This is a genomic window from Blautia pseudococcoides (genome assembly GCF_001689125.2).
Classification (GTDB): domain Bacteria; phylum Bacillota; class Clostridia; order Lachnospirales; family Lachnospiraceae; genus Blautia; species Blautia pseudococcoides.
Genome location: NZ_CP015405.2, coordinates 36,274 through 48,917, shown reverse-complemented (window position 1 = coordinate 48,917; position 12,644 = coordinate 36,274). Strand labels below are relative to the sequence as shown.

Sequence of the window (12,644 nt, the reverse complement as noted above, 5' to 3'; positions counted from 1 at the left end):
CAGCCTAAAACACTGTCTGCGGAAAGGTGGAAGAAACTCTATGAACATCCACGAATTGAACTACGTGCTTTGTATTGCCAAACATCAGAATATGACCAAAGCCGCTCAGGAGCTTTTTATCTCCCAGCCAACCCTCAGCAAACATCTTGGAAAACTGGAACGAGAACTGGGTGTCAAGCTGTTCAGCAGGATTGATAACTGCTATATCCCAACTTACGCCGGAAGACGGTATATGGAATACGCATCCCGTGTACTGGAACTGACCCGTGAATGGGAGAAGGAGCTGGATGATCTGTGTTCCTTAAATGACGGTGAGCTGAACGTTGCCTTTCCCCTGATGCGCAGTTCCTGCATGATCCCCAAAATCCTTCCCGCTTTTCGCCGGATCCATCCCAATATCCGTCTGAACTTTCTGGAGGAGACTTACGCTATCCAGGAGCGTCTTCTCACAGACAGCCGGATTGATTTTGCGATCTTCAGCGACGGAAACCTGAATCCCAAACTGGAATATGAAACTCTGGGCCAGGAAGAAATCCTGCTGGCGGTTTCCCCTGCCCACCCTCTTGCCAAAGAAGCAGGAAACATTTCCTGCCAGGTCTGCGTTTATCCCCAGGTGGATTTGTCCAGGCTTGGAAACGAAAAATTTATTCTGCATTTTCCGGAGCAGAATACTGGGGCCATAACAGAACGGCTTCTGAAAAAGTACGGTATAGAACCAAAAGTTCCGTTCTACACGCGGAATACACAGGCTGCGCTTTTGCTGGTCCAGCAAAACGAAGGGATTTGCTTTGCGCCGGAAACTTATATCCAGAACATGACCTTTGCCACCCCTCCGGTCTGCTTTTCCCTCCATGACCCCGATGCCTTTACAAGTACGATCCTGGCTTACCGGAAGGGTGCTTATCTGACTTCCTATGCTGTGGATTTTATTCAGATAGCAAAAGATTATTTCCGCATTCCCTAACAGAATGCCCATGGCGGCTGATAAATATGCCCAATGCTCCCGTCAGGAGCGGGTCATGGCAGGTCCGATGGGACAGCCTTTACCTGCATGTACATCCGGACGGCTTTCCCACATAACAAAAAAACCGCCCATCCGTATAGGACAAGCGGTAATCCTCAATCCACCCCCGATCATCTGCATATATAAACTTCTTGGTTCTTCCTGGAGGATTCATAGATCGCTTTTATCAGTTTCAGGCTTTCCAGAGCATCCTCCCCTGTTACCAGCGGTTTTCTGTCTTCCCTTATTGCCTGTACAAAATCCTGGTACTGCCGTCTGTGTGAGTCTGTTGAAATGGCGGCATCCTGATGCAGTGCATTGGCTTTTTCAGGATTCTGCAGACAACAAAACGCCTTGCTTTCCCCGTCCTTGAACTGATAAAAGAGCAGTTCACCGTTTCGTATAATAACCGTACCCTTTTCAGCGAACACTGCCAGTTCCGCATAGAGTCCGGGATAAGCAGCCGTAGTGCCTTCCACGGTGCCCAGACACCCCTTACTGTTTCTTCTTTACCGGATAACAAACCTCCGTCACGTAGTCCTCCGGAACCTGAGTATCCTTTGGTCCCACATGATAAATGTTAAATCCCATTCCGTCAAACTCATACCCATTGTCCGCACACCACTTAGCCACTGCTTCATTCACCTTTGTGATCTTTTCATACTGCCCTTTAAAAACAGCTCCGGCATACTGGACCTGGGGTGCAGTTTTGAATTTCACATGTTCTGTGTCCTGGTAGGTGCCGGTTACCGCCCGCTGCACCTCCACATCCACATTCCTCTCCATATACTCCCCATCATAAAATACGGCCAGGTCATAAGCAGGGCTGTCATAGCGAATGTTCCTGCCCAATGTCTCCTCCATCATAATATGCCACAGCCTCCCCTCCTCCTCATAGGAAGGGATCACCTGCCTCACACTGGCTACATAACGTTTCGGCAGAATCTTCAGACTTACATCGTATCCCATAATATTACCATCCTTTCTCAGCCACTCCATGGTACTGTCAATCAGATGTTTTCTCTGCCTCAGTATCTGCTCCTGCTCTGCAATTTCATGTCTTTTAATCTCCAGAAAATGCTTCAGTTCCCCTGGGTCTGCATAATTCTCCATAATCTCACGGATCACGGAGAGACCAAATCCCATGTTTTTTAGCACCTGGATACGCTCTCCGTCCAGAAGCTGGGATTCGTCATAATATCTGTAGCCAGTGAACACATCCACCTTTTCCGGCTTCAGCAGACCGATTTCATCGTAATGCCGCAGCATACGGATACTGATCCTTGACAGTTTTGAAAAATCTCCTATTTTTAACATGTTTTTTTACCTTTCACATATGTGAATGATTCGAGCTCATTTAGAGTATAGGGTGTAACATTATGGGAGAGTCAATACCTTTATTCAAAAAACCGTCTGTACTAAAATCATATAAAACACCGTGCCCCCTGCTATAGATAATAGCATCTGCCGTTTCCAGAGATGAAGCACCACCACCAGCAGAATTGCCAGAAGTTCGGGAATGCCGTGACTGCCTGTAAAAACACTTACATTCTTCAGGCAGTAAATGACCAGCAGCCCAAAGACAGACGCCGGCAGCACCCTGCCAAGATATTGTATGTACTTGGGGGTGGGTTTTCCCGCGGGGAATAGCAGAAAGGGCAGAAACCGGGTGAGCATGGTACCCAGAACCACCATACCGATCGTTATGATCTGCTGCGTAAGAGTCATTGGCAAACTTCCCCCCTTTCTTTTTCAATAGGTTTCCGAAGCAGGGTCAGCACTCCTATAATTGCCGCCATGGCAGGGATCATGAAATTCTCCGCCCCAAAGGCCAGCAGGCACAGAAGAGACAAACCAAGTCCCAGCAGAGAGCTCACATGGTTCTTTTCTTTGAGCCATTGCTCCATAAAGATAACCACAAACATGGCAGTCATAACAAAGTCAAGCCCTTCTGTATTGAATTTCAGAAGAGAACCGAAGATTCCCCCCAATGTGGAACCGGAAAACCAATAAAAATAATTCAGCAGTGTCACAAAAAACATAAACCAGCCTCTGTCTACGTCTTCCGGTATCTTTGCTGTATAGTTGATGGTAAAGCTCTCATCACACATCCCAAAAATCAGGAACCCTTTTTTCCAGCCTGTATTTCTGTATTTATCCAGCATGGAAATGCCGTAAAATAAATGCCGGGCATTTATCATCAGGGTCATGATAAAGGCCTGCAGGGGATTGAACGCGCCCAGCAGCATATTGACCACCACAAATTCTATGGAGCCTGCAAAAATGGTCAAGCTCATGATCATGGGATACCAAAAACTAAATCCGGAGACATTCATGTAAATGCCATAGGTCAGCCCCAAAAACCAAAACCCTGCAAAAATAGGTATGGTATAAGGGAAGGCCGCACAGAATGCCCTGAAGATCCTCTTTTTCTTTCCTTCCATTTTCTTTCCTGCTTTCTTATCTTTTGTCATTCGGCACACAGGCCGGATGTCTGGGAGGACAATAAGTCCCTCCAACTATTCTATCAAAGTCATAGATAAAAGGAAATGGAAAATTCCAAAAAAAAATTTATGGTGTTTTCTGACTCTTCCCGGCCGGCTTTTTTCTTAATTTCAATTCTATCCCATGTGCCCCGGCTGCTTCCCGGAACAGCTTTGAGGCAAAGGCTGCCCAAGGAGATATCTAAAAATTTCCGCTTTCTCTGCCTGTTCTTCCCCATAAGCCCTGCTGCCTGCCTCTTTAGCCTTCTGCATGTCTTTTACTCTGCTGCGGTGTGTGATGAAGCTGTCGTATTCGTCTATCCCTTCATATCTGCCGCACGGGTAATCCCGCACTGCCAGCAGTATTCCACTTTATCGTGCTCCAGACTGCATCCGGCAATGGCACAGGACTGGTTTTCCTCACCGCCTCCGCATCCGGGACAATACCCTCCAATCTGCATGGGGCACAGTCCGCAGTTCAGCCCGCACAGCGAAAACCGTTTATCCTCTCTGGTGAATCCCTTCATCTCATCCTCCTCATACTGCCCTGATCTCCGTTTTCTTTCCTATCTCCGTCCGTATACCAGATCTGTCATACCGTTATAGCATTTGGCTGAAATAAGTCTCAGTTTTATCTTGGGATTTTCTCCGTCAAACAGCCTTATGCCGCTTCCCAGAATGACAGGTATGACAGTGATCCGGTAATCGTCGATCAAATCTCTTTGTACCATCTGGTTTACTATATCCGCTCCTCCGCAAATCCAGATATCCTTCCCCTCCTGCCCTTTCAGACGTTCCAAAAGAACCTCAGGGGTTTCCTCCGTGAAAGTTATCTCCTTTTTATCCAAAAGATCTTTATGGGTAAATACATAGGTCTGCATACCTTCATACGCCCATTTGTCCGGTGAAAGCTCTGTCACGATCTGATGATATGTTGTATATCCCATCAGCACGGTATCTACTGTCCTGATAAACGCAGGATAACTTCCCTCCTCCAGGCCATCCGGATATTCCCCGGTCAGCCAGCTCACATCCCCATTGGGTGCTGCAATAAAACCATCCAGACTTTCCGCAATATATAATACTGTTTTTCTCAAAGCTCTCTCCTTTCTGCTGCTAAAATCCTTTTTTCTTCAAACCCGCGATTTTTACTGCTGTCCAAATCATACCAGATAAGAGCAGAATAATAAACGCTGTACTATATTTATTTACAGAAAAATAGGTTTCATCCGCAAATATAGCCGTCACATCTGATACAGGGGGAAGTACCCATAAAATCACAGCCAGCACAGGTACTTTTTTTAGAAGGGCCGTCTTTGTCAGAGCCGTGACTGCCAGCAGAAAAGTGAAAATAATGGCGGTCTTTCTGTCCTTGTTCAGCCTGGGATGTGAAATCTCTCCCAGGGAAGCACCTGAGAATCCGCTCAGAGACATGAGCATAAAACCGCCAGTCAGGTCAGCCGCACCAAGAGGCCGGTCAAAAAGCAGTCCACCGTTACAACGATCCATAATGACCGGAAAGATGACCGCCATGGCACTGACCATCATTCCAAGTAAAAACAGGAATACTGCGTGACTGACATAATATTTTCCGGCACTCTGCACTCTCAGTATCAAAATCTGTTCCGATACCATATTCTCCATATCGCAGGCAGTGACCCCAACCCACACCATGACTAAAAACAAAAATACACAAGATACTGTCAGGCTGTCCATGACTCCTACCGGCTTTGAAGAATAGATACTGTACAATAAGATCACGAGCACGGCAAAAGGCATGACAAACTTGCTGGTGCTGAAATACTGCTGCATCTGATATTTTACCAATCCGTTAAATTCCCGCATCACGCATCCCCCTCAGTTTCCATCCGCACCGGATCATCTCCAGAATCATCTGACTGCTCTCATCTTCAGGGATCCTGGCCCTGCAGCCTTCCCCTGTCTGCCGGATATAGGGTCTGTATTGCTCCGGTATAGTGGCGTTTTTCTGCTTTTCAAACCACAAGATGTGCTCTTTGCCGGAGAGCGCTGCAGTTATGTCAACCTTTTCTACCTTCCCCTCCCCCACTGACATTACCGTGTCCGAAATACTTTCCATCAGATATTGTTCGTGACAGGACATGAGAAGTGTGACATTTTCTGCTCTGAGGGCATTCATTTTCTCAATAAAAACCATCTGGGAGTCCATATCCTGGCCGGACAGAGGCTCGTCCAGCAGCAACACCTGCGGCTTACGCAGCAGGGCCTGTATGACACCTATTTTCTGCAAAGTTCCCTTGGACAAATCCTTCATAGAGGTATTGACCATCTCGGTCAGGAAAAAATCCTCAAACAATTTTCCGCATCTGTCTTCCAGAACTTTCCGTGGTATCCCGTCTATTTCCCCCAATCTTTTTAAATACTGCCATGCTGTGAGGTTCATTTTAGGAAAACGTTCCGGTACATAATGAAACAGCAGCCTGTCCCTGTAAACAACCTTTCCGCCGGAAGGCTTGACCAACCCGGCAATTATTTTAAGTATGGTGCTTTTTCCGCTTCCGTTATGACCGGTAAACGCAATAGACTGCCCTTCATATATGGATAGGTCAATTTGGTTTATGATCCGTTTATGATCATATTCCTTTGAAATCTTTTCTAACTGAATGATCCCTTTCATCTGCTCCCCCTAATGGGTGACCATCACTTTTCCGGTGATGTCACGTTCCCTGATCATATGCTCTTTATTTTCTGATGCTTTGAGATTATCCTCCAATACAAAATATTCATCACTGCCAAGTTCTGTCTGCGCCAGACTGCAGTCCTTTGGATAATCCCCGTCCTCTCCATATCGTCTGCCGTCAATGTACACGTCTCCCTGTCTCATTTCCACACATTCTCCGGGCAGGCCTATCACTCTGGTAATATGGTAAATGCCGTCTTTCTTATATACAAGAATATCCCTGCGGCTGGGGACATCTGTTTTATATGCCCATTTATTCATTATGTAATACTCCCCGTTCCTGACGGTTGGTGCCATACAATCACCTGAGACAATGGCCGGCTGAAACATGCTGGCTGTTATTATGAAGATCAAAACACATAATAAAACAGCAAGACACACTGCTCCTGTCCGCCTGCGGCGGATACGCTTTGCGACTTTTTGATACCGCATTCTTTCCTCTGACTCATGGACCGTGTTGATGTCCTCCCCCTTTATCTTTTCATAGAACGCTCTGCACTCCCCGCACTCTCTCAAATGCCTGCTGATCAGTTCTTCCGTCTCCTGACTCAGCGCCCCATCCCCATAGAGGGGCAGCAGATCCTTTACTGCCGGACAGAAATTTTTATCCTTCATCTCCATATCCCTCCATTCTCTCACGAATCATGTTTTTTCCCCGGTGATAGATCACCTTTGCGGAATTCTCTTTTATCCCCATCACCTCTGCGATCTCATGAAAAGACATATCGAAAAACAGACGGTAGATCAGCACATCCCTGTATTTTTCTTTCAATCCCATGATTTCCTGCACAGCGTGGGAAAATATCTCCTTCTGCTCTGCCCTTTCCTCCATGGAAGTAACTTCCCCGTCTTTCATAAAAGCAGACTCTATTTGCTCAAACTCCGCTGTGGCAGGGTTTTTCTTATAATATCTGCGGCAGACATTTTTTGCAATGGCACAAATCCAGGTGAGAACGCTGGAATCTCCTCTGTATTTCGGAAGGGAGAGGTATACCTGATAAAACGTTTCCTGGGTCAGTTCATCTGCAAGGTCCGCATTGGAGTTGGTAAGTTTCAGCATAAAATTGTAGAGGTATTGATTGTATTTTTCATACAGTTTCTGAAATTCCTGCATTTTCTCACTCCCCTCTATAGATTAGTAACTGATTTTCCCGAATGGTTACATCTTAGCCACAGAATTTATATGATATTGTTCATATAGGTTCTTCAACTACAAAAAGCAGGTTCTGCCATTTTGTATGAACTGCCAGACCTGCTTGTTATAATGATTTTACGACTCCTGTTATCTGCACTCTTTAATGTGAGGCTGAATCATATTTGTCTCTGTGATGAAGACAAACCATGATAGCGACTGCCGTGGCTGCTGCCAATATAATAAACGGCAGTGTAAGTCCGGGAAATATTTCCCACAAAAAATCGTTTTCAAGGGAAATCCCCCTCAGAAGCACAATAAGCGCAATGGCTGCAAGATAAATACCCACACAACTCAGAACACAAAATTGTTTTTCTTTTCTCTTCCTGCTCTCCCTTGCAAGTTCCTGCTGCTGTTTTTCCAGCATTTCTGTTTTAATAGAAAGCTCATCCAGTTCTAAGGGCTTCAGCAGATAATCGGTAGTCACTTCAAAAATCCCACTCAGCGCCACAAGCTTTTCTAATTCCGGTACAGACTGACCTGACTCCCATTTTGAGACTGACTGTCTGGAGACATTGAGCTTTTCTGCCAGCTCCTCCTGTGTGAGACCCTTGGCTTTTCTAAGCTGTAATATCTTTTCTGATACATTCATTTATATTTCCTCCTTTTGTTTCCCCAACTATAACAAACATGGTGGTTGCACACCAGCAAGTCTGCCGTATAATTGGGCAACCAGCAGGTGCATACAGGGGAAATGCCTCTTCCTCTGTGAGCTGTTTTTCAGATACTACTCATCCAGATAGGCCGATGCCTTGGGAGTAAGCTTCACATAATCTTCAGTCCAGCCAGTGGTCCCCTGCTTTTTCCAGCATCTTATCTGCCGCATGGGGGCCATAGCTGCCCGGTTCATACGCATAGACCGGAAGCTTCTTGTCATGATATCTCTTGCGAATCTCGTCTACATATTTCCAACTGGCCTCAATCTGGTCCCACTGGGAAAACCAGAACCGTTCGCCTCTGACGCAGGCTCCCAAAAGCCGCTCATATGCCTCCGGCGTGTTCATCTGGTTAATAAAAGAACAGCTCTGGCAGAAATCCATTTTTGCCTGGGCAATCTCATCTTCCTCACCCGGTTTTTTAATATTAAACTGCAGATAGACCCCTTCTGTGGGCTGTATCTTAATATTTAATATATTGGACTGTACATGAGGGGCTGCGGTTTTAAATACCACAAGTACCTGCATTTCACGGTGACCCAGTTTTTTCCCTGTCCGGATATAAAAAGGCATGTCTTTCCACCTGTCATTGTCAAGGAAAACCTTCATGGCTGCATAACTTTCCGTCAGGGAATCCTCCGCCACTGCTTTTTCTTCCCTGTAGCCTCTATACTGTCCCAGGACGAGGCTGTCCTCAATATCCTCAGGCATATTAAGGGAAGACAGGACACGGATTTGTTCCCTGTGCATTTCTTCACCTGCAAGCATCAGGTCCCCCGGCTGTTCCATCGCCACTATGGAAAGGATCTGAAACAGATGATTCTGCACCATATCTTTCATGGCCCCGCTGTGGTCATAATATCCGCCTCTCGTCTCCACCCCAACTTCCTCCAGGGCAGATATCTGTATACAGTCAATGTGTTCTGCATCCCAGACCCCCGAAAAAATAGGATTGGCAAACCGTATGGTCTGTATATTCCGCACCATTTCCTTCCCCAGGTAGTGGTCAATCCGGTAAATGTTATCCGGGCGGAAAAAGCTTTCCATCTTCTCATTCAGCTCTTTTGCCGCTGTCAGATTTTCACCAAAAGGCTTCTCCAGAACCACTTTTCCATGGCAGGCATGTTCCACATGGGCCAGTCCTGTCACAATGGATGAAAAAAATCTGGGGGCAACCGCAAAATAGAATATATGGCTTTCAGCCTCCATCTCTTCGTAAAACTCGTTGAGCTGTGTATAGGCTTTTTCATCGGTAAAATCCATCTTATAGTAGAAAACACCTGCTGCCAGCCTGTCATAATCTTTTTCTGTGTACGGCAGTCGGGCAAATTTTTCCACCCAGTCCCTGGCGATGACCCGGTACTGCTCACTGGTATAATCTCTTCTGCCAATGATGATCACCTGTCCCACAGATTCCCTTTTGCTTGTCACGGACATATTGTAGAGCGCCGGAAGCAGTTTCCGGAAAGTCAGGTCACCGGTACCTCCGAATATGGTAAATGTGAGTTTTTTATTCATATCCCTGCCCCCATTCATGATGGAAGGTTCCCTGCCTGTCAACCCTCTCATAGGTGTGGGCACCAAAACAATCCCTCTGTGCCTGAATCAGATTGGCTCCCACAGGCATTCCTCTGAATGCATCCAGATAGGCTGCGGCCTGGCTCATGGCTGGCATGGGAATCCCTGACAAGATGCCGCAGGATAAGATGCTGCGCAGGCTCTCCTGGTTTTTATTGATCTTGTCCAGAAAAAATCCGTCCAGGATCAGGTTGGTCAGTTTGGGATTCTTCTCAAATGCTCTGGTGATGTCGTTGAGAAACTCTGCCTGAATAATACAGCCGGCCCGGAATATGGCGGCGATCCTGCCGAAGTCAAGATTCCATCCATATTCAGAGGAGGCATGGGACAATAGGTCAAATCCCTGGGCATAAGCTACGATCTTCGCCGCGTAAAGTCCTTCCCTCACCAGTTCTGCGAAGGTTTCTTTCTGCACAGGTGTCTTCCGTGACCCCTCCATGGTTTTTGGTCCCCATATGACTTTTTCCGCTGCTGTGCGCTCCTCCAGGCGGTTTGACATGATCCTGGCATTGCAGGCAGCCGTTATCATGGAAACATTTACACCCTGTTTCAGGGATTCCAGACTTGTCCACCTTCCGGTGCCCTTCTGCCCTGCACTGTCCACAATATAATCCACCAGCCTGCCTTCTTCAAAATCATCCGCTTCACTGAAAATCCCGGCCGTAATACCGATGAGAAAGCTTTTCAGTTCACCCTGATTCCATTTGGCAAACTCATCAGCCAGTTCCTCATTGGTAAATCCCCCCGCGTATTTTAACAGCAGGTAAGACTCTGCGATAAGCTGCATGTCCGCGTACTCAATCCCATTGTGTACCATTTTCACATAGTGTCCCGCCCCGTCAGGTCCCATGTATGCGCAGCACGGCTCTCCCTGTGCCTTTGCTGCGACCGCCTCCAGTATAGGTGCCACAGCCTTATATGCCTGTTCATTTCCACCCGGCATAATGGACGGGCCGAACCGCGCTCCTTTTTCACCGCCGGAAACTCCCACGCCAAAGTAATGAATCCCTTTTTGTGCAAGCGCCTCTGTGCGCCTTCTGGTATCTTCAAAGAAAGAATTTCCTCCGTCAATAAGAATGTCCCCCTCATCCAGAAGCGGTTCCAGTTGGGCGATCACTGCATCTACCGGATTTCCGGCTTTCACCATCATCATGAATTTTCTGGGGTGTTCCTGGGATCCCACCAATTCCTCCAAGGTATAAAATGGTATGAGATTTTTATGAGGATGCTCCCTCATGACCGTGTCTGTCACCTCTTTGCTCCTGTTGTATCCTCCTACTTTATACCCATGGTCCGCCATATTTAATGCCAGACTTCTGCCCATCACTGCCAGGCCTATGATTCCTATATCTGTTTTCTGCATGGTCTGCCTCCTTTTTCCTTCATTTCCGCGCCACTCCCGGTGAAACTCCGGGTAACCAGCCGGAAATCATACCAGTGTCACAGATACTCCTTGGGGAATATCTGTCTGTCCTATTATTTTCACAATCTTTCCGCTCTTAAGGTCTCTTTTCATACTGACAAGCCCGCCCCGGCTCCTGTTTACGGTCAATACAAATTGTCCGTCACTGCTGAGTATAAAATCCCGGGGATGTTCCCCCTGGCTGGACACGCGTTCCACCAGATTTAAATGTTCTGCCTCCACTGCCAATACTGCGATCTGGTCTGCTCCCCGCAGGGAAATGTACAGAAAGCGTTCATCACCGGATAAACGGACAGCCGCGGCTGCCCCTGCCTCCCTCTGCAGTAGCGGAAATGTCTCCTTGAGCTGAAACTTGTCTTCTTTTACTGCAAAGTAATAAACTTCATTGCTCCACTCGCTGACAACCCAGAATTTACTGTGGGCCCGGTTAAATATTCCATGCCTGGGACCACTGTTTTCCGGAAAAAGCAGTTCCCCGGTTTTTTCAAAATTCCGGGTTCTGTCATAACACAAAATACGATCAAGCGTCAGGCAGGGAACCAGCATAAGCGGACCGTGAAACAGGATCTGGTGGCAGCCTGCCCGCGGTGCTGTGACAATCTTTTTCACAGGGCAAAGCGCATCCCTCTGTCCCTGCCTTTTCTCATATATCATGACCAGGCCTTCATGATAGTTGGCGGTATATACATGTGTCTCATCCTGAAGGATATAGCAGGGCGTATGTTTTTCCGCCAGAACTTCTCCCAGAAATTCAGCCTTTCCGCCCGATATATCTAAAAGGCAGATGCCGGCCCATGCATGTTTTGCCACAGGTACTGCCATGATATTTTTATATAGGGATATCCATTTTGCGTCTCTTGCTTCATAGAATAATTCCGGTTTTCCTAAAGTCCCGCTGACTGTATCAAATGTAAACCGGTATACGCCTTTACTATTTTCAGAAGCATATGTGCCGATAAATCCATTTATTTTTCCCATGACCTGCGCCTCCTGACCAGTTGTTCTTACTCTATCACTCTATGCGGGTTTTCCATGACTTTGACTCCGGAAGAGGTGCCTGCCACAATACGGCTGCACATCTGTCCCAAATACCCGGTCTCCACAACCCCCGGCATTTTACGGATTCTCTCTGCCGCTGCGGAAATATCCGCATCCTGTGCAAACTGTATGTCCAGAATATGGTTCCCGCTGTCTGTCAGACAGGGTGACCCGTTTACGGCATACCAAAAGGTACTGTCTCAACAGGGAACGGAAAGGTTCCCAGGTGTTCTACCATTTTGCTCTCATCCATGATCCAGATGACATCATCTGCCCAGGATGCAATGATCTTTTCTCTCAAAAACGCACCGCCGCCGCCTTTGACTGCTCTGTGATCCCTGTCTATTTCATCCACACCGTCAATCGCCAGGTGAATCTTCCCTGCCTGCTTGGGTTCAAGAAGCGGTATTCCCAGTGATGCTGCCAGTTGTTCCGATTCCCTTGATGTGGCTATCCCGTAAAAATGAAGTCCCTGTGCATATTTTTTTCCTGCTTCCAGGATCAGATAATGGGCAGTGGTTCCGGAACCAAGTCCAATTGTCATGCCTTCTT

The 12,644-nt window shown here is 47.0% G+C and carries 16 protein-coding genes and 1 pseudogene; 1 reads left to right on the top strand and 16 read right to left on the bottom strand.

Translation table 11 applies throughout. The annotated features are described in order from the left end of the window. The first annotated feature begins 40 nt into the window (after positions 1 to 40). Positions 41 to 964, top strand: a complete 924-nt coding sequence (locus tag A4V09_RS00210) for a LysR family transcriptional regulator (RefSeq protein WP_065540569.1) — start codon at positions 41 to 43, stop codon at positions 962 to 964. Positions 965 to 1,134: 170 nt separating this feature from the next. On the opposite strand, the gene A4V09_RS00205 is transcribed toward A4V09_RS00210, so the two are convergent. From A4V09_RS00205 to rpiA, 16 genes and pseudogenes are all read right to left on the bottom strand, one after another. Continuing rightward, positions 1,135 to 1,482, bottom strand: a complete 348-nt coding sequence (locus A4V09_RS00205; protein WP_065540568.1) for a Gfo/Idh/MocA family oxidoreductase — start codon at positions 1,480 to 1,482, stop codon at positions 1,135 to 1,137. Between the two features lie 16 nt (positions 1,483 to 1,498). Next, positions 1,499 to 2,320: a MerR family transcriptional regulator gene (locus A4V09_RS00200; protein WP_065540567.1), complete on the bottom strand. Its 822-nt coding sequence runs from the start codon at positions 2,318 to 2,320 to the stop codon at positions 1,499 to 1,501. A gap of 84 nt (positions 2,321 to 2,404) precedes the next feature. Further along, a complete protein-coding gene (locus A4V09_RS00195) occupies positions 2,405 to 2,731 on the bottom strand; it encodes a branched-chain amino acid transport AzlD family protein (protein WP_274537186.1) in 327 nt (108 codons plus the stop codon). After that, positions 2,728 to 3,447, bottom strand: coding sequence for an azaleucine resistance protein AzlC (azlC, locus tag A4V09_RS00190; RefSeq protein ID WP_065544561.1), 720 nt, complete (start codon positions 3,445 to 3,447; stop codon positions 2,728 to 2,730). The genes A4V09_RS00195 and azlC overlap by 4 nt, the downstream gene beginning before the upstream one ends. Positions 3,448 to 3,678: 231 nt before the next feature. Then, positions 3,679 to 4,013 (bottom strand): annotated as a pseudogene (locus A4V09_RS26265) (DUF3795 domain-containing protein); the annotation flags it as partial. 39 nt (positions 4,014 to 4,052) lie between these two features. Further along, positions 4,053 to 4,583 carry a dihydrofolate reductase family protein gene (locus A4V09_RS00180; RefSeq protein WP_065540565.1) on the bottom strand — a complete coding sequence of 177 codons (531 nt, stop codon included), beginning with the start codon at positions 4,581 to 4,583 and terminating at the stop codon, positions 4,053 to 4,055. 19 nt (positions 4,584 to 4,602) lie between these two features. Next, on the bottom strand, positions 4,603 to 5,331 hold the full coding sequence (locus tag A4V09_RS00175) for a hypothetical protein (RefSeq protein WP_065540564.1): 729 nt from the start codon (positions 5,329 to 5,331) through the stop codon (positions 4,603 to 4,605). Continuing rightward, the gene (locus A4V09_RS00170) at positions 5,318 to 6,142 is read right to left on the bottom strand and encodes an ATP-binding cassette domain-containing protein (protein ID WP_065540563.1); all 825 of its coding nucleotides are present in this window, start codon (positions 6,140 to 6,142) and stop codon (positions 5,318 to 5,320) included. The genes A4V09_RS00175 and A4V09_RS00170 overlap by 14 nt, the downstream gene beginning before the upstream one ends. 9 nt (positions 6,143 to 6,151) lie before the next feature. Next, positions 6,152 to 6,820 (bottom strand): signal peptidase I, encoded by a 669-nt coding sequence (gene lepB / locus A4V09_RS00165; RefSeq protein ID WP_065540562.1) that lies wholly within the window; start codon positions 6,818 to 6,820, stop codon positions 6,152 to 6,154. Continuing rightward, positions 6,810 to 7,319 (bottom strand): RNA polymerase sigma factor, encoded by a 510-nt coding sequence (locus A4V09_RS00160; RefSeq protein ID WP_065540561.1) that lies wholly within the window; start codon positions 7,317 to 7,319, stop codon positions 6,810 to 6,812. Before A4V09_RS00160 ends, lepB begins: the two co-directional genes overlap by 11 nt. Positions 7,320 to 7,500: 181 nt before the next feature. Continuing rightward, positions 7,501 to 7,989 carry a helix-turn-helix domain-containing protein gene (locus A4V09_RS00155; protein ID WP_065540560.1) on the bottom strand — a complete coding sequence of 163 codons (489 nt, stop codon included), beginning with the start codon at positions 7,987 to 7,989 and terminating at the stop codon, positions 7,501 to 7,503. Positions 7,990 to 8,173: 184 nt separating this feature from the next. Continuing rightward, a complete protein-coding gene (zwf, locus tag A4V09_RS00150; protein ID WP_065540559.1) occupies positions 8,174 to 9,571 on the bottom strand; it encodes a glucose-6-phosphate dehydrogenase in 1,398 nt (465 codons plus the stop codon). Continuing rightward, a complete protein-coding gene (gnd, locus tag A4V09_RS00145; RefSeq protein ID WP_065540558.1) occupies positions 9,564 to 10,994 on the bottom strand; it encodes an NADP-dependent phosphogluconate dehydrogenase in 1,431 nt (476 codons plus the stop codon). Before gnd ends, zwf begins: the two co-directional genes overlap by 8 nt. A 66-nt stretch (positions 10,995 to 11,060) precedes the next feature. Next, a complete protein-coding gene (locus A4V09_RS00140; RefSeq protein ID WP_065540557.1) occupies positions 11,061 to 12,032 on the bottom strand; it encodes a beta-propeller fold lactonase family protein in 972 nt (323 codons plus the stop codon). A gap of 26 nt (positions 12,033 to 12,058) precedes the next feature. Further along, positions 12,059 to 12,223 carry a hypothetical protein gene (locus A4V09_RS25685; protein WP_274537217.1) on the bottom strand — a complete coding sequence of 55 codons (165 nt, stop codon included), beginning with the start codon at positions 12,221 to 12,223 and terminating at the stop codon, positions 12,059 to 12,061. Between the two features lie 44 nt (positions 12,224 to 12,267). Then, a complete protein-coding gene (gene rpiA / locus A4V09_RS25680; RefSeq protein WP_274537185.1) occupies positions 12,268 to 12,636 on the bottom strand; it encodes a ribose 5-phosphate isomerase A in 369 nt (122 codons plus the stop codon). Positions 12,637 to 12,644 lie beyond the last annotated feature (8 nt).

Coding starts and splice junctions, on each gene's coding strand:
- A4V09_RS00210 (WP_065540569.1), top strand. CDS start 41: ATGAACATCCACGAATTGAACTACGTGCTTTGTATTGCCAAACATCAG.
- A4V09_RS00200 (WP_065540567.1), bottom strand. CDS start 2,320: ATGTTAAAAATAGGAGATTTTTCAAAACTGTCAAGGATCAGTATCCGT.
- A4V09_RS00195 (WP_274537186.1), bottom strand. CDS start 2,731: ATGACTCTTACGCAGCAGATCATAACGATCGGTATGGTGGTTCTGGGT.
- azlC (WP_065544561.1), bottom strand. CDS start 3,447: ATGGAAGGAAAGAAAAAGAGGATCTTCAGGGCATTCTGTGCGGCCTTC.
- A4V09_RS00175 (WP_065540564.1), bottom strand. CDS start 5,331: ATGCGGGAATTTAACGGATTGGTAAAATATCAGATGCAGCAGTATTTC.
- A4V09_RS00170 (WP_065540563.1), bottom strand. CDS start 6,142: ATGAAAGGGATCATTCAGTTAGAAAAGATTTCAAAGGAATATGATCAT.
- lepB (WP_065540562.1), bottom strand. CDS start 6,820: ATGAAGGATAAAAATTTCTGTCCGGCAGTAAAGGATCTGCTGCCCCTC.
- A4V09_RS00160 (WP_065540561.1), bottom strand. CDS start 7,319: ATGCAGGAATTTCAGAAACTGTATGAAAAATACAATCAATACCTCTAC.
- A4V09_RS00155 (WP_065540560.1), bottom strand. CDS start 7,989: ATGAATGTATCAGAAAAGATATTACAGCTTAGAAAAGCCAAGGGTCTC.
- zwf (WP_065540559.1), bottom strand. CDS start 9,571: ATGAATAAAAAACTCACATTTACCATATTCGGAGGTACCGGTGACCTG.
- gnd (WP_065540558.1), bottom strand. CDS start 10,994: ATGCAGAAAACAGATATAGGAATCATAGGCCTGGCAGTGATGGGCAGA.
- A4V09_RS00140 (WP_065540557.1), bottom strand. CDS start 12,032: ATGGGAAAAATAAATGGATTTATCGGCACATATGCTTCTGAAAATAGT.
- rpiA (WP_274537185.1), bottom strand. CDS start 12,636: ATGACAATTGGACTTGGTTCCGGAACCACTGCCCATTATCTGATCCTG.